The organism is Bradyrhizobium huanghuaihaiense, assembly GCF_007830635.1.
GTDB lineage: Bacteria > Pseudomonadota > Alphaproteobacteria > Rhizobiales > Xanthobacteraceae > Bradyrhizobium > Bradyrhizobium huanghuaihaiense.
Genome location: NZ_VLLA01000010.1, coordinates 1 through 15710 on the forward strand (window position 1 = coordinate 1; position 15710 = coordinate 15710).

Genomic DNA, 15710 nt, shown 5'->3' on the forward strand with positions numbered 1-15710 from the left:
CGGTCAAATACGAAGAAGTTTATCTCCGCGCCTACGACAGCGTGTCCGAGGCGCGAGCGTCAATTGCCAAGTATCTGGCCTTCTACAATCAGGGACGCCCTCACTCGAGCCTTGACGGGCGCACGCCCGACGAGGCTTACTTCGGCACGCAAGCTATGGTGATGGCCGCATGACCGTCGCCGACGATTTTGTCGTCGCTCTGGTCGGGCTACGCCCTCCCGACGCAACGACAAAATCGTAAAGCCCCGCGTTCAGCATAACCCGGCAGGAATCCACTTAAATCCAGCGGGGCGCTGTCCAAACAACCGGGGCCAGCTCTGAAGGCAATGCCGTTGCCGCCATAGCCAAAGGCGGCGAAGATATTCCTGCAGCCGGGCACGGTGCCAGTCAACGGCAAGCCGTCAATCGCTGTCCAGCTTGGGAGCGATTGGGTGGTCCGGTAAGGCCGCCGCCTCACCGGACCGATGAAGCCTCTACCGTTTTAGTTGAATGTTTGCAGCCTCAATTTGAGCGATCCGTCGGCTTGGCGTTCGAAGACGTGCGTCGCTAAACCACTGAAGGGAGATGGCTTGCCCTCCTTGTCCTTACCCGTGGCGCTCCACTTGGCTGTGCCGAACACAATTTTGTCGTCTCCGCCGGCGTCGATCATCTCCAACTTGTGATCCGTCACACCGTTGGCGAAGAGTCCGGCAAAGAACTTCTCGATCTCAGCCGGACCCGACGCGACCTGATGTGTGGGCGGCATCAATTTTGCCGTCGCGACATAGGAGGCGCCGATGGCTTTCTCGTCGCGCTTGTTGAATGCGGCATCCCAGGCGGCGTAAGCCTTCTCCACGTCCCCCTTGGCGTCCGCGGCCAGCGAAATTCCCGGCGCGCCGAGCAGAAAAATGACTAGTGCTGATGTTTGAGCCAACTTCATAGGTTACTCCTCTGTTGGATAACGCCTTTCCCAATTGCTCAGATAATTAATCCCGTCGTCCGCCGCGGCTGCGCTCCCGCCAGCATGACGACACCGTCGCCGGTCGCGCTGTTGCCGGCCATTGGATCATTAGGGAAGAGGTGCGGGCGACGGTAACTTCAACGGCGCTATTCACCTCGGAGTCCATATCGCGCGCCATGACACCGCTAATGCAGCCGGTCACACATGCGCCGAATTTCAACCACCATGACCAGTTCTGCGAAGGCAAATTCATCATGGCTGGTTGCCGGAAGACTCCATCCAATAGTTCGCGGAACAGCAATTCCGGGCAATTACCGTCAACCACGTTGACAAATGGGAGAGCGACGCCGCACACCGTTGCCTAACCTGGGATTCCGTGCGCTGGTTACGCTGTAATTCGCCTTTTGGCCCAAATGCGAACTGTGAGCGGCGCTTCTTCCCCGCACAATCCGCTGCGCTGTTACTGCGTCAGAAATCTATATGCGACAATCAGTGCCACCATGCTCGCGAAAATCAGCAGTGCCGAAAGCGATTTTCTGATCATTGGCCTCGTCGAATGGCGCGCAGCCGATAGACCGGGCTGATGTTTAGGCCCTGTCTGGAACCGCACGCCTTTTCTCTCTGTCGTTGGTGTGCGAGCCTTTAGTTCCGGCGGCGCGCCCACGCCTCCCATCTCGCTGTAATATGCGCTGTAGATTTCGCGAACGGCCAGGGCCGTGGACTCGGCCTCGCTCATCGTCTCAAGTCGGGTTCGAAAGTTTGTCAGAAAACTCTGTGCGTTTGACGGAAGGTCATCGAAACCACCGAGCTTGGCCATCATGAGCCAGGTGGCAAAATCCGCCTCGGCCTTCGTGCGAGCTCTCTTGGCGATACTGGTGTTGGAGCTAGAGGACATGGTGGTCCGATTGGCGAAACCTGATAATTTGCACCTATCTCCTCAAGCTGAGATGAGGATTGAGTGAAACGTAGGGAATTTATAGCAGTACTGTGACGCCACTGGTTTGTCACGGCATTCGCGAGCGCAGGGGACGTCTCGCTTCACGGGCGACCAGCGAGACCGATGCTATAAGGGCTAGTCAGGAGCTGGGAGGCCACAATGGTTGATCTCCACCATTGGCAACTCGACGTGCGGCGGAGCTGTACGAAAGATACTTAGTGCCGGCGATTACATCGAAAATGGGCGCATGACCTTGTAAGTCGAGCCCAGAGATCTGCGACGCTCGTATCCAGAATTAACTGCTGATATTTGGGATCGGGTTCTTCGGCTCGGAGCTAGCCGTGGTCTCTTGAAGTATTGCTCTGGCAGTCTGTAGGTCCAGACTCCCAAAACCCTCGGTGAACTGGCTATAAAGTGGTGTGAGCAGGTCGCGAGCCTCGCCGCACCGCCCCTGCTGTTTCCATAGTCGTGCAAGATGTGTCGCTGCGCGCAATTCCCAGAGCTTGGCGCCTTGCTGGCGCGCCCTTGCAGCGGCATGCCCGAACCGTGCTTCCGCGGCGGTTGGGTCGGGCTTAGGCAACCGCAACATCAGCTCACCCATAATTCGATGGAGTTCGGCCTCGAACCATCCCTCGCCGGTTTCTTCCACGCGGTCCAGCGCCTTTGCAACCATCTCCAAACCTTCCTCCACTGCGCCCAAACAGCCGCACGCCTCAGCCTGCAGACCAAGGAAATACGGCTCATAGAGACCAGCCCCGGTGGCACGCCATCCGGGCAGGCCCTGCCGAAGCTGCGCGAGCCCTGTCTCCGCTTCCCCCGACTGGGTCAGAGCCCAACCCCGGATTACCATGGCGGGCGCTAGAAAATGCGGAAATCCCTGTTCGGTCGAGAGCTCAACCAGTGCTTCCGCTCGGTCCTTCGCTTCGCGCCACGCCAAACGATACTGCTCGAAGAAAGACGCGAACAAAAGGGCGTACGCCACTGTGCTGAGGTGAGCGAGCTCACGTGCCGCATCGAGGGCTTCGCGGCTCCGCGTCCGGGCCTGCTCCGGATAGCCCAGCGCAAACAACGTCCATGAGAGCCCCGATAGCGCCGCCACCCGCGGATCCTGCACGTAGAGCGAGGCGAGCGAGTGATGCTCCTGCCGATCGTAGAGGGCAAGCGTCTGCTGCAGATGGATGCGGGCAGCAGACAGCTCTCCGCGCCATAATGCACCGGTCCCGCAGATGCGGTGAGCAACTACCGCTGCGGACGTGTCATGATGGTCCTGCGCCCGGCGAAGAAACTCGTCTGCCACATTTTGCGCGGCGTTGTGCTCGCCCCGCACGCCGTGGAACACCCATTGACCGTAGAGCACGGGCCAGAGCTGGGCGGTGGCGCCGAGCTGCTCGCAGAGTTTGCGAGCACGGGCGTTGGCCCGCCCGGCTTCCGGCGCTGCCCAGCCTTGCGTGGCCATCAGCGCCACACCCGACGCCACCTGGAGGTCGAGTTCTCGCCGCGCGCGATCGACTTCCGGCAGATCCGCGAGCAGGTCCAACCCATTCCGCAACTGCGCCAGCGCTTCGGTCATAGCCGAGCGCGTGATGGCTCGCTGTCCCGCCCTCAGCCAATAGTCGATCGCCGGTTCGGCCAGTCCTGCTTCCATGTAATGGTGGGCCAGAAGTTCGGGCTGCGCCTGCACCCTCTCTGGAAAATGCTGCTCAAGCGCGGCAGCGATCCGGGCGTGCAAGCGCTGCCGCTTCGCGCGAACCAGTGTTGCATAGGCGGTGTCCTGCACGAGTACATGCTTGAAGCTATAGGTCGCTTGAGGTGGCGTTCCCCGCCGGAAGACCAGGCCCGAACCGACGAGGTCGTCCAATCCCGCCTGCAGATCGCTCTCCGGCAGCGCGGCCGCAATCGCGAGCAGTTCGTGAGAGAATTCCCGGCCAATAGCGGCTGCGACCTGGGCCACCTCCCGGGCCGGAGCTAGCCGGTCGAGCCGCGCCAACAGCGACTCCTGAAGCGTGGCAGGGATCGCCATCGGCGGCAGCGGCCCCGCGAGCGCGTAGTGATCGCCCTCATCGCGGAGGAGATTGGCCTCCAGCACGGTCCGCGTCAGCTCCTCGACGAACAGCGGGACGCCGTCCGTCTTGGCAACGATCTGGTCGAGCACCGCAGGAGGCAGTGCCTTGCCGCCACTCAGCCGTGCGACCATGGCCGCACCCTGCCGGCGGCTCAACCGGCTGAGGGTCAGCGCGGTGACATGGGCATGGCGCGTCCAGGGCGGCGCGAACTCGGGCCGGAAAGTGATGAGGACGAGCACGGGGGCGTCTTGCACCCGGTCGACCAGAAAATCGAGCAGCTCGAGCGAGGTTGGATCGGCCCAGTGCGCGTCCTCGTACATAGCAAGCACGGGCCGCCGTGCTGCGAGGCCGAGAACCTGATTGACCAGCGCCTCGAGCGTCCGCTCCTTCTGCCGATGCGGGCTCATCTCAAGCGGCGGGTAGCGCGCAGCCGTCTCGAGCGACAGCAATGCCGCAAGCAGCGGGGCCACCGCGATGACATCATCGGCCGAGAGCGCAAGCAGCGCCTCGAGCTTGTCGAGCCGCGTCGCGGCGGGATCGTCGGCGGCAAAGCCCGCCGCCCGCTCCAGCAGGCCGATCACCGGATAGAGCGGGCTGGTCTGATGGTGCGGTGAGCAGTAGTGGCTCAGCGCCGTATGCGGCTCATTTTCAAGTCGCCCGCGCAGCGCGCGCACGAGGCGCGACTTGCCGATACCAGGCTCGCCCGCCAGCAGCACCACCTGGCCCTCACCCTCCTTGGCGCGCTCCCAGTGCTCGAGTAGCAGGCCGATCTCATGCTCGCGACCGACGAGCGGCGTCAGGTCGGACCCGTGCAACGCCTCGAACCGGCTCTCCGCGGCGCCTTCCCCGACCACGCGCCACGCCCGGACCGGAACGGGAAATCCCTTCAAGATCTTCATGCCGAGCTCGGCGAGATCGAACAGCCCGCCAATGAGCTCCCGGGTCCGCGCGCCGATCACCACCGTGCCCGGCTCGGCCAGGGTTTGCAGTCGCGCCGCGAGGTTCGGCGTGTCGCCGACCACCGTTTCCTCGCGCGCTGCACCTTCGCCGATCAACTCGCCGACAACCACCGGGCCGGTCGCGATGCCGACTCGCGCCGCCAGCGTTTCGCCGGGCGGTGAAAGGAGGCCGTGCACCGCTACGACCGCGGCAAGTCCAGCGCGCACGGCGCGTTCGGCCTCATCCTCGTGGGCGCGCGGATAGCCGAAATAGGCCAGCACACCATCGCCCATACGTGCCCTTCGAACCGCGCGATCGCGCCCGCCACTGCACTCTGATAGGTCCGCAGGACCTCGGCCATCTCCTCCGGATCGAGCTGCCCTGCGAGGGCGGTCGAGTCGACCAGGTCGACAAACATCACTGTGAGTTGGCGGCGCTCGCCCTCAGGCGCAAGCAAGGCCTTCCCGGGGACCGCGGCGGACGACGGCGCAGCAGGTGCGGTCTCCGGAACTGAGCCGGAGCGCAGAGTGGCGATCGCCGCGAGTAATTTGCGACGGTGGCCGATCGAGGTGATGCCGAGCTCAATCAGATCGTCAGCTGTGAGGTCAGCGAGGACCCCGGCGTCGACGTCGTTCTCGCGGAAAGCGTGCTCGTACCGTCCCAGCCCCAGACCATGCAGCCAAGCCGCGACGTCCATGGGCTCCTCCCGGCTTACACTCTTCAGAGGCGCTAGGTGCTCCACCTTATCTCAAAACGGTATGGCGGAGGGCGCGGTGAAACGTCACGACGAGAGGAATGTCAGATTCCGGAACCAAGTCCGACTTGCAGCCGTGTCGGCTTCAGCGTCGCCCATCGCAAATGGATGAAGCTGATATCGAGTGTACGAGCGACGAAGCCTCCAGCGAAGTCACCTTACGCCGGCTCCGTTCAGTGCAGTCCGGCGCAAGGGGAGTGGCCAATTCAAAGCTGTCCGTCCGGCTGTCGCCAGACTGCGCTACTCCGCAGATGATCGACTGAGACTGGTCGCGCGGATGTCACTTACGCACATCCATACGCCAGTCGATCAGCCCATCAGAAATGCGCGCGCACAGCGGTTGACGCTCATTTGTTAGGATCAGGTCGCGCACTTCCAACGGTAGCCGGAATTTTGTACTCGCCGCGGAGTTCATCCCACAAGGCCGTGTCGCTGACGAGCACGACGTGATATTCACCGCGGCCCGTAATCCCTGCATATTTGCCCGTGCCACCAGTGAACTCGAAGGTACCGCGGAACTCTTTCGGCTTCGCGTCTTTCAGGACGTACTTGGCAAACACTTTAGATCCATCGGCCTCTGTGAAGGTCTTGTGGCCGCCGCTGGAGGTGCCAGCATCCGTTAGATCAACCACCTGATAGCGGGCTTTGTCGAGGAAGGGTTTGCCGTCGGCATTGAACACGGCGCCGTCGTATTCGGTGACCGACACCGCATGGTCAGCCCGGTCTTCCACCTTCACGCTCTTGCTGGACAGCGCGACCAGAACAGCTCGACCAAACCATTGACCCGATTCTTCCGCTTTCGCGGGGACAGCGGCCGACGAGCCTGCCAAAGCAAGCAAAACACAACCCGACATCCACGATGGATTGAGATGATACCTCATCGTTTCCTCCCAGATCAGTTGCGGGGTTACGCATCGTCGAGCAAAAACCTCCATCTTTGAATTTCCAATGCGTCTATTGGACGCGCAATCTCCATGCATCAATGGTCCGCTGCACTGACCCAGCGAGCGCCAAGCGCCGATACTTTCCATGGATCTGCAACTGCGATGGCGGCGCTCGGCGGCGTATTGCCGAAGCTTCTCTCGCCGGCCCGCTATCTTTGATTTGCGCCTCAATGTTCCCTGACAGGAACATTACAATTACTTCTTTAGGTCACAAGTGCACACAACGAAGTTGCCGATTGGACTTAGACTTCGCTCGCATGGCGCAACCATCCTCGCGCGCCAGCCGTCGGGCCGCCTGGCCCCGCACTCCCTCTCCGCAAGAGGGCCAGGCTGGCTCGAGGCGGCCTTTGCGCAACATCAAGGCGAAGTCCGGCTAACTCGAATAGACTGGAAGCGTAGCCGAATAACCTGTTGTCAGGCTGCTGAGGTTATGAGGCTCGGCCTCGTAGGCAGACCGAGCCTCGCCTAACTGCCGATCCGCGTCGCACATGCATTACGGAGTATTGGTCTCGCCGGACAAGCGCGCGACAGGAGGCCAGATATGTTCGCTAAAGATTACACCGACGAGCTTAGCGCCACCGTGCGGTATGCCTTGGAAACAACTCGTGCAATCGCGAGCTGTCCCTTTCACCCTGAAGTGATTATCCGCATAGGTGACGATGCGGCCGAGAGCCATGCCTTGGAGCGGGCGAAGAAGATCGTCAAGCGCGATGGCACCAACTGGGAGCCCGCAAATCTTAGGAAAGAGATCGGACGACAGCTCGCGGAAGCAGCAGATGGCGAATGCCCGCGCTGCGCGTCGCATTGAACCAGTGCCACGGTGCTGCAAGTCACACGCAACGATCGTCTTAAGGACCACTGCTATTGCAAGTAGGTTTATGCGACGGTCGCCCAACCTGTCGGTTCTTAAATAGTCGTTAGCTTCTCTGTGCCCAACTAGAAGCGTGCCGATTACCGCCGATGCGGCACATTGGAATGGGAATGCCGGCCCCGGCTGTTACCCCAATCCTGCGGCTGGGGCCGTTTTGAACTTTCACAGCATCGTTCAACCCGGACCACAACCATGTTTAGAGGCATTGCTATAGCACTATTTGGAATGAGCATTCTGTCTCAGTTTGACAAGTTGCTTTTGTATGGTCGCCATACCGACGCTGCACTCAGGTTCGCTCGGGAGATTGGTCGCGGATTTGGCTTCTAGTCCCGGCCCGCAAAGATTGTGGAGTTTCCTCTGAGCTTGGCTCACAAGCACAAGCATGCTTTTCCGAGATTTTTTCCCTCCCCCTCCCCCTGGGCACAAGAAATCATCCGCCTACCAAAGGCGCGCTGGGATGGAGGCCCTTCAAGGTCCCATGTCATTCGCTTGGCTCGCGGCCGACCGAGACGAACGGCTGATGGCGCTGGCCCGGTCTAAACTACCGGAGGAGACGCTCGAACAGGAGTAGACGGCTACTCGCCAGCGCATAGCGCGGGTACGCACGACGCACGTCCGTCGTAGCACGCCGTCGAACGCATCCTCGAGTTGGTGATGCGCTGACGGCGGCCGGAGTGCGGCTCAATCGCGGTTTCAGAAGAAAGAGGATTCCGAATTGCGTTTTCGTTCGCTAGACTCGCGGTGTTTACAGATAGACGTTCAATCGCTTGTAAACTTTGGGAGGAAGAACATTCTATGCGACCCGCCGTTTCCTACATCCGCGTTTCAAAACCCAAGCAAGGCCGCAGCGGTCTCGGGCTAGAGGCTCAGCAGGCTGCTATCAAGGCGTTCTGCGCGCAGCACGGCTACAGCATCGAAGCCGAGTATCGTGAGGTCGAGACCGGCAAGGGCGCAGACGCGCTGGAGCGTCGTCCTGAGCTCGCAGCAGCCATGAAGTTCGCCCGCAAGCTTGGCAAGGGTGGAAAAACTGGCGCCGCCCCGATCATCATTGCCAAACTGGACCGGCTGAGCCGCGACGTTCATTTCATCTCCGGCCTGATGGTGCAGCGCATCCCCTTCATCGTGACCGAGCTCGGGCCCGACGTTGATCCGTTCATGCTACACATTCACGCTGCTGTCGCGGAGAAGGAGCGCGAGCGTATTGCCCAGCGCACAAGAGAAGCCCTCACCGCGGCCAAGGCTCGCGGTCAGTTGCTCGGCAATCCTGGTATCGGAGAAGCTCGCAAGGCCGAAGCAGACCAGCACGCGGAGCATTTTCGTCCCATTATCGAGCCGATACGTAATCTGCCTGCGAAGCGGATCTCGATGATCCTGAATGATCGAGGCGTGACAACGCCAAGAGGTGGCAAGTGGCAGGCTACTCAGGTGATCAGGCTGCTCAGTCGCTTGCAGTTCTCAGGTGACGTGCCTAGCGTCAACTCGGATCGTCCGACCTGACCTTCGCCGGCGGCAGCAGCAACATCGTGTCCGGGCTCAGTCCCCCACCCGCCGCGATGCGATACAGCTCGGCATCGCTCAACTGGTCGATTGGCACGTCGCGCCGGTCAACAACCTGGACCGGCTTGCCATCCAGGCGATCAACAAGCTCGCGAATGTAGGCGAGATTGCCCTGCTCCGCCTTGTCGAGCAGCTGGTCCGCCACCCTGCGCAGCGCCAGGGGACGGTTACGCAGCGCGATCCTGAGCGCGTCCTGAAACGGCTTTTCCCTGTTCGGGCTTCCGAGCGGTCGTCCCATTGGCTCCTCGGCATTTTCGCCGGACGTAAGAACCTGATCTTATTCTGAAAGCCGCCCTCAATCTACAGACTTGCTACAGCCAACATCACCAGACCGCTCGATATGGAGCTTCAGTGAGGCGAGCGTGGTTACGGTGGTTACGCATGAGCACCTGCGCCGTGGCAGCTTACGAAGCCGCGTACCCACCCAGGTACGGCCCATAGCCGCATTCCGGATCTCGAGCGATATGAAGGGGATCGGTGTCGCGCAGCCAACGCTTCATCAAAGTGCTGGCGTCCTGTGCGATTGATCTACCCTCGGTCCGGCCGGAAACGTCCTGGATCAACATCTTGAGAAAGAGTTCAGCCGTAGCAACGTCCTCGCGGGGAACCGAGTCGGCAGAAGCCGCGCCGAGTACGTCGAGCAGCCGCTCGCCTACGAACTTGGGATCATAATTGACGGCAATCCACGTCAACTTTTCCAAAGTGACTGGCTGGATCTCATCGACCGTCGAGAGCAGCAAGCTGAGGTACTCGAGATGGCAGCGGCGCCAGATGCGCCACGTGTTGTCCGAGTAATCGTCTAGGAAGGCCTCTGGCGGCAATGCGTCCACCCGAAGCTGATCCAGCTCGATTGCCACGACGAAGCCCGCGAACAAATCCCGGATGTCGTCTTTCATAATGTCCGTTTGCATCGATTTCGCTCCCCTTATCGCATCATCTGCCCCTCAGAATGGCCGAGAGAACAGCGGCGGCCATAGCATTCCGGTTGCCATGCCATGCTGCCCAGCACCGTGAATGCAACCAGACGTGACCACTCAGCTCCGTACCGAATGGCACCAGTTCGTCGAGCGTGGCTTCGCTGCCGCCGCAGTGCAGACACCGTCCGGGAGGAGAGCAGACCGGATTGCGGTTCAGCCATTCGACGACGCAACATTCAAGAGCGCGCGCCTCGGCATCCCGACGCTCCATTCCGCCATCAAACTCGGCAATGCCCGCCCGCTCGTCGAAGAAAGCCAGCCAATCCTCCTCCGACCAGCGCTCGTGGGTGGACCGCAGCAGCGTGACGATTTCAGGCTTGTGGCGGGACAGCGCGCTGAGCACCTCATCCGGAGGTGCCTCGGCTGCCGTCAGCAAGAGATCGTGGCCGTCGAGCACCAGGCAAATGCCTGCGGCACGAGCCGCACTGAGAGCTTCGCAAACCGTCATAACCGCATCCTCCAGCCTGGTGCCTGCGACGGGCTGGGCTCAAAGTGCTGGGGAAGAGTTGCGTCCGCATCGTCCGTTGCGTCCTCAGCCTTGTCTTCGCGGGAGTTGTCGCGGACGATCTGATGATCGCGCTCACTGACATCGTCCGCATGCGGGCCTTCCGTCCGCGCCCCATCGAGGATCTCGTTGGTGATACCAGCGAGGTTGCCAACATAGGCTGACATGAACGTGCCGGCGGACCAGATCGCCGTCTCACATGCTGTAGCCCACAGGGCGAAGTCCGCCATGCGCGGCAACTTCGGCAGACGTGTCTCAGGCATGCGTTTCAGGCCGACCACAAGGGCATCGAGGAGAGCGCCGAGAATCTTCGGGCGCTCAGCCTCGAATGCAGCCCACAGCTCCCGTTCCGGCCGGCGGAGCTCCTCGGGGATCGGTTGCAGCGTCAAGAACAAGGCGCGGTCAGCGAGGTCGGGCCGAGTGACAATTTCCTCAATCCCGTTAAGGATCACCGGGCGGGTGGCGTCGAACAGTACCTCATCGTGATCCGTGTAAAGCTGGCGGACGGCAAAGCCACCGCCGGTCGCCAGCCGGCAGAGCGTGTCCGAGATCCAGGCCGGCAGACCTGAGACATTGTCGAAGGCCAACACGTGGCTGTTGCTGGCAGCAATGAAGAGGTCGCGATCCTCACGCGGCAGCGCGCGCAAGGGAGCGGAGTTGGGATCAAGCAGCGACCGCAGGATCGCCGAAAAAGTGGACTTGGCCGAGCCCTGCTCCCCTGCCAGCGCAATCACCGGATAAGGACCACGATTGCGCAGGCAGGCCAGCGCCCAGGACACGGCCAGAACGAAGTCCTTGTTGGAATGCACATTCAAGAAGCGCTGCAGCGCTTCGACCGACCCACCCCGCACAGGATCCGGCAAGCGTTGCATCCCGGTAGCGCGACGAAAACGCACCGGCGGGTCATTGACGATCCGCCAACCAGTGGAATCGATCTCGATTGCGCGCCACTCTTCATCACCAAGATCCAGGTAGAGACGACCCTCAAGCGCCCCTACCCGAATGCAGACGCACCTCTCGGGTGAACCGAAGTGTGCCCTTGCTTCCACAAGGTTCAGTGCCGACTGCATTGCTTCGGAGTTCGGCGCTCCTCCCTTTTCTTCGAAAAACCGACGCGTGAGCCAACGGCGAAACCCCTTGGAGCGGATCGGCCAAGTCTCGCGGTGACCATTGATGTCCAGATCGGCGTAGCCGGTTCCGTCGGGCGCATGAAACAATTCGGCGCTCTGCGCGACCTCGGCCAGAATATTGGCCTGCGTCGGTCGCGTCCTAACGGCAGTGTCCTGAGGCGCGCCGGCCCGTTCGAGCCCACCTTCCAAGGGGGCGTACACCTCCTCAGCGGCGGCAATCGTCGCCGCAATGCGACGCTGCGCAACTTGAGACGTTCCACGTGCAACATTGATCAGATCGGTGCGGAGCGAAAAGACTCCTACCGCGCGACCGTTTTGCTCGCACCGCTGGCAGAGAAACCGCGGGAGCCCGTGCTCGCAATTCACTGCGTGTACCAACATGGCATGTCCCCGTCACCGCGCAGACCGCTCGACGGTTCGCAAGCGATCAGCATGTCGTTGAAATCCAGTCCCGGCGGCGGGCGAGCGATCCGGACGCGGCGCCCTTCGAGCACCCAGCGGTGCGCCGCGTTTTTGGCCGCCGCCTCCCCTGCCCGGTCGGCGTCGGCAAGGATGACAATGTCCTGCTCGTCATCAGGCAGAGCGATCGTCCGCAGGCCTGAAGTCGAGAGCGCCGCCCACGTCCGGTGTCCTGTTGCCTGCATTGCCGAGAGGCAGGTCTCGATCCCCTCGCCAATCAGAAGGACGTTTCCCCAACCACCAAGGCGCACGATCCCGCCGCGGCAGGGTCCCAACATCATCTTGGTGGTCTGCAAAGGAGCCTTGGAGGTGCCATCGCGCGAGAGAAACGTGCGGTGGATAGCGGTCGGAGTGCCGCCGAGTGCGTCGGACACCAATGCAATCATTGCCGGCCAGCTCGACCCTTCCGGGTGCCTCAGACCATGGTGAAACCGAATGGCCGAGGGAATTGAGACCGTGAGGCCACGCCGCCGCAGATAGATCTCAACCAGCGAGCCTTTTGCGCAAGTTGAGGCATTCCAAATCCGTGCTGCCCACGAAGCAGAGCTGCAAACGCCGGCATCTTTCGACACCGGCGTTTTCGACACGTTGCGCGGCCCGACGACGTGCGGCCCCGGCCACACGCCGAGGCCCTTGAGCGCATCAATGACTGACGCCTGGCTGCAGCCGCCGAAGCAATGGACGAGGACGATCCCGTCGCGGCCGTATCCGAGCGAGAGACTGCCAGTCCTCTCCTCGTGGGCCGGACAGCGACACATGAAACCGCGAGCCGTCCGCTTAGCATGGCCGCAGGCCGAAGCGATCTGCTCAATAGAATTCACATGCGCTCTCCCGTTAGCGCCCGATCACTTTCAATCCGCCCGCTTCGTCAACCGCTCAGCATGCGTTCCAGCGCGTGCCGCGGCACGATCCAACGGCGCCCCACCCGGATCGCCGGCAACTCGCCGGAGTTCGCGGCGGCGTAGGCACTGCACTTCGAGAGGCCCAGGATTTCGCATCCCGCCTCTTCGACGGTGAACGTCGAGCGACCGTCCCAGCGCTGATCGAGGACGCGGTGGATGGTGTTTTCTGGACTATTCATTGCAGTTTAGGTTCCAATTGACCCTTAACTGCGTATCATTGTAAGGTCCTGAATATTAATAACAAGGGTCCTCTAGGTTGAAACAGCACCAGTTCAAGATCACCCTGGGTGATGAACTTCGCGCGAAACTTGATGACTCTAGTTCACGCAACTTCCGGTCGGTCGCGGAAGATATTCGCCAGCGCCTCGAAATGTCCTTCGACATCGAGGGTGACGGTCACACGCTCGATCTGATCTACGCGATCTTGTTTCTGGCGCACGAGACCATGCGCGATTTCGGCACGACGTGGTGGGGCGATGAACGCGCGCGCTCTGCATTCATGGCGGCCATTGCCGACCAGGTGATGAGCTATCCCATCAGCCCGTCCGACCTGGCTGCGAAGCCATTGATCACGTTGGGAACGCGAGAGCAGCAGGCCGGCCCCGAAGATCCTCCTGAGGCTATCGGACGCGCTATAGCCCGGAATTACCGTCGCAGGGTCAGACCGCTCGGCTTGCGATCTGACGAGTTCGATATCCGTCGTTTTCGACAATTAATGCGAAACGAGAAAAAGAACGACGACTGAGTAGCAGACCGGGCTTTGAGGAGGTTCGTAATGACCGCAGCAAAGCCAGCGCCCACCGAGATGAACGGAGAGCCCAAGTGCGCCCCCCGTCGCATGCTCAACGAGCAGCAGGTGTTGGAGATCATCCCCGTCAGCCGCACCACGCTCTACCGCATGGAGAAGGCTGGCAGGTTTCCGAAGTCCACGTACATCAGCCCCAACCGCCGCGTCTGGTACGAGGACCAGATCGTCACGTGGCAGAACGCAGTGAATGAATTCGACCCGCAGCGGGCTCGGGGTAAGGGGCGGCGCCGGCGCAGCGACTAGAGTATGACGAGGAACCGGTGTCCGGCCTGATCCAAGTGCGGCGACTTGTTGCGGACATTACTAACCGGCGGCCCGCCGGTGCGCGTGGTGGCGGCATGCCCCACCGCATTGTGAATCCCGGCGCGATATAGTCTGGAAACACTCCCTCATCGGCGCGAGGTTTCCGACGTGGCAGTTGACCAGGCGGAACAGACGAATGATGGCCTCTTGGCCCTTGTGATGCTGTAGAGGGCCGCAAACGCCAAGATCGAGCCCGCTTGCAGAATGGTCTTACTTCTTGAGAATGCCGATATCCGTGTTGCCTAAGTTCTTTATGGCGCGCTCGGCGGCGGGCGTATCCACCGCGTTGTCGTGGGAGGCTGGAGCCGGACTAACGGAGGAAGCATCCACGTCACCGCTCGCTGCGTGGCTGAGCGCATTGCCAACGTTGGGACCGGAGGAGCCCGCCGTGCCGCTTATGGCATGCCCGGTCGATAAGGTGCCGCCGGCATAACCTGTGGAGCCGGTGGCCGCGCTTCCACTCGCCGCGGAGCCGCCACTGCTCGATCCACCCGCACTTTGGCCGAACGCGAGCGAAGCGCCGCCAACGAGTAAGATCAAGATAACGGCGAAGTGGTTCACAGAGCGTCCTCTACGTGAATAACCGCTCAATAAGTTGCACGTTCCGAAGGTTCCATAGGGCCAGGCGTTCGAGATAGCAGTATCCAGCATTGAGCGCGTCGCCCAACGTCGGCGTCGGCTGCGCCGGACCCTTGAAGCCGAGCATGCGGGGTCCATGCCTCGCAGGCAAGCCGGTCGGCTCGCTTGCGTGCTTCCACCGCCTGCTCCGCAGCCGCCTGACCGAGCCGCGTAAATGGGTCTCACGTGATTTGGTGCCCATGCCAGCAGGGAGGATCGCCGGACCGCAAGCCGCTACAGACTGCGGTGGACAACGTGCCGGGCACAAACGGAGGGAGGCTCCAGAGCGCGCGGCCACGAGACCAGCACTTGATCGTTCGAGCATCGCGAACGCACACCAGGAGCTCCTATCCGGTTTCTGGTCCTTTGGGCCCGGCCCTCCGATAGGCCTGTTCGCGGGCGAAACATTCGCCCAGCTCATGTGCTTTATCGCCGCTATCTCTGCCTAGGAAGTGCGGATGTGACATTCGAAGGGAGCGTGCGGGATTTGCGCCTGAGATCGAAACGGTGTCACCTCTTCCGCGAGGACAGTTAAACGTCCTGGCCTGATTGAGGAGTGTTCTGATGCGCCTTCCAGTCCTTGAAATTCTCGTGAGCGGCGCACTCTGCGCCGCCACATCCGTGCAAGCGCAGACCTACGATCCCGCCTACCCGGTTTGCCTTCAAGTCTATACGGGCGGCTTCATGGATTACTATTTCGAGTGCGCCTACTCCAATATCGCCCAGTGTCAGGCCTCCGCATCGGGCCGCGCTGCATCATGCGTGGTCAATCCCTACTATGCCGGGAAAGGCGGAAAGCCCGCAGTGCGTCACAAGCGAACGCATCATCAGTGACGACGTAATGCCGTCTGCTCCCGGTGCGCGCCGCCTGCCGCCAGGTGACGCAGATCCAAATCCAATGGCTGTGACGGATTTGCCCAAGATCGTGACGCGGGTCGATGACGATGCCGCGCGATCGCCCGCTTCGCGGGGTACGCGCGACCGCGCCGTGTGAGGATATTTG

Annotated in this window: 16 protein-coding genes and 2 pseudogenes; 6 read left to right on the forward strand and 12 right to left on the reverse strand. The window is 61.5% G+C overall.

Annotated elements, in window-relative coordinates; genetic code table 11:
• The coding region (locus tag IQ16_RS20520; protein WP_145831711.1) for an integrase core domain-containing protein at positions 1 to 173 on the forward strand (173 nt) is incomplete at its 5' end.
• Between the two features lie 308 nt (positions 174 to 481).
• Here IQ16_RS20520 and IQ16_RS20530 read toward each other — a convergent pair.
• The 4 genes and pseudogenes from IQ16_RS20530 to IQ16_RS20545 all read right to left on the reverse strand — a co-directional run bounded on the left by IQ16_RS20530 (position 482) and on the right by IQ16_RS20545 (position 6514).
• Positions 482 to 919 carry a YybH family protein gene (locus IQ16_RS20530; protein ID WP_018644856.1) on the reverse strand — a complete coding sequence of 146 codons (438 nt, stop codon included), beginning with the start codon at positions 917 to 919 and terminating at the stop codon, positions 482 to 484.
• Positions 920 to 1400: 481 nt separating this feature from the next.
• The gene (locus IQ16_RS20535; RefSeq protein ID WP_018644858.1) at positions 1401 to 1835 is read right to left on the reverse strand and encodes a hypothetical protein; all 435 of its coding nucleotides are present in this window, start codon (positions 1833 to 1835) and stop codon (positions 1401 to 1403) included.
• A 337-nt stretch (positions 1836 to 2172) separates the two neighbouring features.
• A pseudogene (locus tag IQ16_RS20540) lies at positions 2173 to 5576 on the reverse strand (AAA family ATPase).
• Between the two features lie 404 nt (positions 5577 to 5980).
• A complete protein-coding gene (locus IQ16_RS20545; RefSeq protein ID WP_145831713.1) occupies positions 5981 to 6514 on the reverse strand; it encodes a hypothetical protein in 534 nt (177 codons plus the stop codon).
• A gap of 604 nt (positions 6515 to 7118) precedes the next feature.
• On the opposite strand from IQ16_RS20545, the gene IQ16_RS20550 reads away from it, so the two are divergent.
• Positions 7119 to 7385: a hypothetical protein gene (locus IQ16_RS20550; RefSeq protein WP_018644861.1), complete on the forward strand. Its 267-nt coding sequence runs from the start codon at positions 7119 to 7121 to the stop codon at positions 7383 to 7385.
• Between the two features lie 858 nt (positions 7386 to 8243).
• Entirely contained in the window at positions 8244 to 8945 is a 702-nt protein-coding gene (locus IQ16_RS20555) for a recombinase family protein (protein WP_018644864.1), read from the forward strand.
• Here the strand turns inward: IQ16_RS20555 and IQ16_RS20560 are convergent.
• From IQ16_RS20560 to IQ16_RS20585, 6 genes are all read right to left on the reverse strand, one after another.
• A complete protein-coding gene (locus IQ16_RS20560) occupies positions 8923 to 9243 on the reverse strand; it encodes a hypothetical protein (RefSeq protein WP_018644865.1) in 321 nt (106 codons plus the stop codon). The genes IQ16_RS20555 and IQ16_RS20560 overlap by 23 nt on opposite strands.
• Before the next feature lie 166 nt (positions 9244 to 9409).
• Positions 9410 to 9916: a hypothetical protein gene (locus tag IQ16_RS20565; protein WP_018644866.1), complete on the reverse strand. Its 507-nt coding sequence runs from the start codon at positions 9914 to 9916 to the stop codon at positions 9410 to 9412.
• Between the two features lie 22 nt (positions 9917 to 9938).
• Positions 9939 to 10430, reverse strand: a complete 492-nt coding sequence (locus tag IQ16_RS20570) for a hypothetical protein (RefSeq protein WP_051123015.1) — start codon at positions 10428 to 10430, stop codon at positions 9939 to 9941.
• Entirely contained in the window at positions 10427 to 11998 is a 1572-nt protein-coding gene (locus tag IQ16_RS20575) for a hypothetical protein (RefSeq protein WP_244635774.1), read from the reverse strand. The genes IQ16_RS20570 and IQ16_RS20575 overlap by 4 nt, the downstream gene beginning before the upstream one ends.
• Complete coding sequence (locus IQ16_RS20580) at positions 11980 to 12897, reverse strand: DUF7146 domain-containing protein (protein ID WP_244635775.1); 918 nt, start codon at positions 12895 to 12897, stop codon at positions 11980 to 11982. The genes IQ16_RS20575 and IQ16_RS20580 overlap by 19 nt, the downstream gene beginning before the upstream one ends.
• Before the next feature lie 47 nt (positions 12898 to 12944).
• Positions 12945 to 13157, reverse strand: coding sequence for a helix-turn-helix domain-containing protein (locus IQ16_RS20585; protein WP_018644870.1), 213 nt, complete (start codon positions 13155 to 13157; stop codon positions 12945 to 12947).
• A gap of 77 nt (positions 13158 to 13234) precedes the next feature.
• Here IQ16_RS20585 and IQ16_RS20590 point away from each other — a divergent pair, with 77 nt between their 5' ends.
• Positions 13235 to 13723 carry a hypothetical protein gene (locus tag IQ16_RS20590; protein ID WP_018644871.1) on the forward strand — a complete coding sequence of 163 codons (489 nt, stop codon included), beginning with the start codon at positions 13235 to 13237 and terminating at the stop codon, positions 13721 to 13723.
• Positions 13724 to 13753: 30 nt separating this feature from the next.
• The gene (locus tag IQ16_RS20595) at positions 13754 to 14029 is read left to right on the forward strand and encodes a helix-turn-helix transcriptional regulator (RefSeq protein ID WP_092219821.1); all 276 of its coding nucleotides are present in this window, start codon (positions 13754 to 13756) and stop codon (positions 14027 to 14029) included.
• A 270-nt stretch (positions 14030 to 14299) separates the two neighbouring features.
• On the opposite strand, the gene IQ16_RS20605 is transcribed toward IQ16_RS20595, so the two are convergent.
• Positions 14300 to 14650, reverse strand: coding sequence for a hypothetical protein (locus IQ16_RS20605; protein WP_018644873.1), 351 nt, complete (start codon positions 14648 to 14650; stop codon positions 14300 to 14302).
• Positions 14651 to 14717: 67 nt separating this feature from the next.
• Positions 14718 to 14909 (reverse strand): annotated as a pseudogene (locus IQ16_RS46605) (hypothetical protein); the annotation flags it as partial.
• Between the two features lie 362 nt (positions 14910 to 15271).
• Here IQ16_RS46605 and IQ16_RS20615 point away from each other — a divergent pair.
• Positions 15272 to 15541: a DUF3551 domain-containing protein gene (locus IQ16_RS20615; protein ID WP_018644875.1), complete on the forward strand. Its 270-nt coding sequence runs from the start codon at positions 15272 to 15274 to the stop codon at positions 15539 to 15541.
• Positions 15542 to 15710 lie beyond the last annotated feature (169 nt).

Coding starts and splice junctions, on each gene's coding strand:
- IQ16_RS20535 (WP_018644858.1), bottom strand. CDS start 1,835: ATGTCCTCTAGCTCCAACACCAGTATCGCCAAGAGAGCTCGCACGAAG.
- IQ16_RS20565 (WP_018644866.1), bottom strand. CDS start 9,916: ATGCAAACGGACATTATGAAAGACGACATCCGGGATTTGTTCGCGGGC.
- IQ16_RS20550 (WP_018644861.1), top strand. CDS start 7,119: ATGTTCGCTAAAGATTACACCGACGAGCTTAGCGCCACCGTGCGGTAT.
- IQ16_RS20530 (WP_018644856.1), bottom strand. CDS start 919: ATGAAGTTGGCTCAAACATCAGCACTAGTCATTTTTCTGCTCGGCGCG.
- IQ16_RS20570 (WP_051123015.1), bottom strand. CDS start 10,430: ATGACGGTTTGCGAAGCTCTCAGTGCGGCTCGTGCCGCAGGCATTTGC.
- IQ16_RS20560 (WP_018644865.1), bottom strand. CDS start 9,243: ATGGGACGACCGCTCGGAAGCCCGAACAGGGAAAAGCCGTTTCAGGAC.
- IQ16_RS20615 (WP_018644875.1), top strand. CDS start 15,272: ATGCGCCTTCCAGTCCTTGAAATTCTCGTGAGCGGCGCACTCTGCGCC.
- IQ16_RS20545 (WP_145831713.1), bottom strand. CDS start 6,514: ATGAGGTATCATCTCAATCCATCGTGGATGTCGGGTTGTGTTTTGCTT.
- IQ16_RS20585 (WP_018644870.1), bottom strand. CDS start 13,157: ATGAATAGTCCAGAAAACACCATCCACCGCGTCCTCGATCAGCGCTGG.
- IQ16_RS20575 (WP_244635774.1), bottom strand. CDS start 11,998: ATGTTGGTACACGCAGTGAATTGCGAGCACGGGCTCCCGCGGTTTCTC.
- IQ16_RS20595 (WP_092219821.1), top strand. CDS start 13,754: ATGACCGCAGCAAAGCCAGCGCCCACCGAGATGAACGGAGAGCCCAAG.
- IQ16_RS20555 (WP_018644864.1), top strand. CDS start 8,244: ATGCGACCCGCCGTTTCCTACATCCGCGTTTCAAAACCCAAGCAAGGC.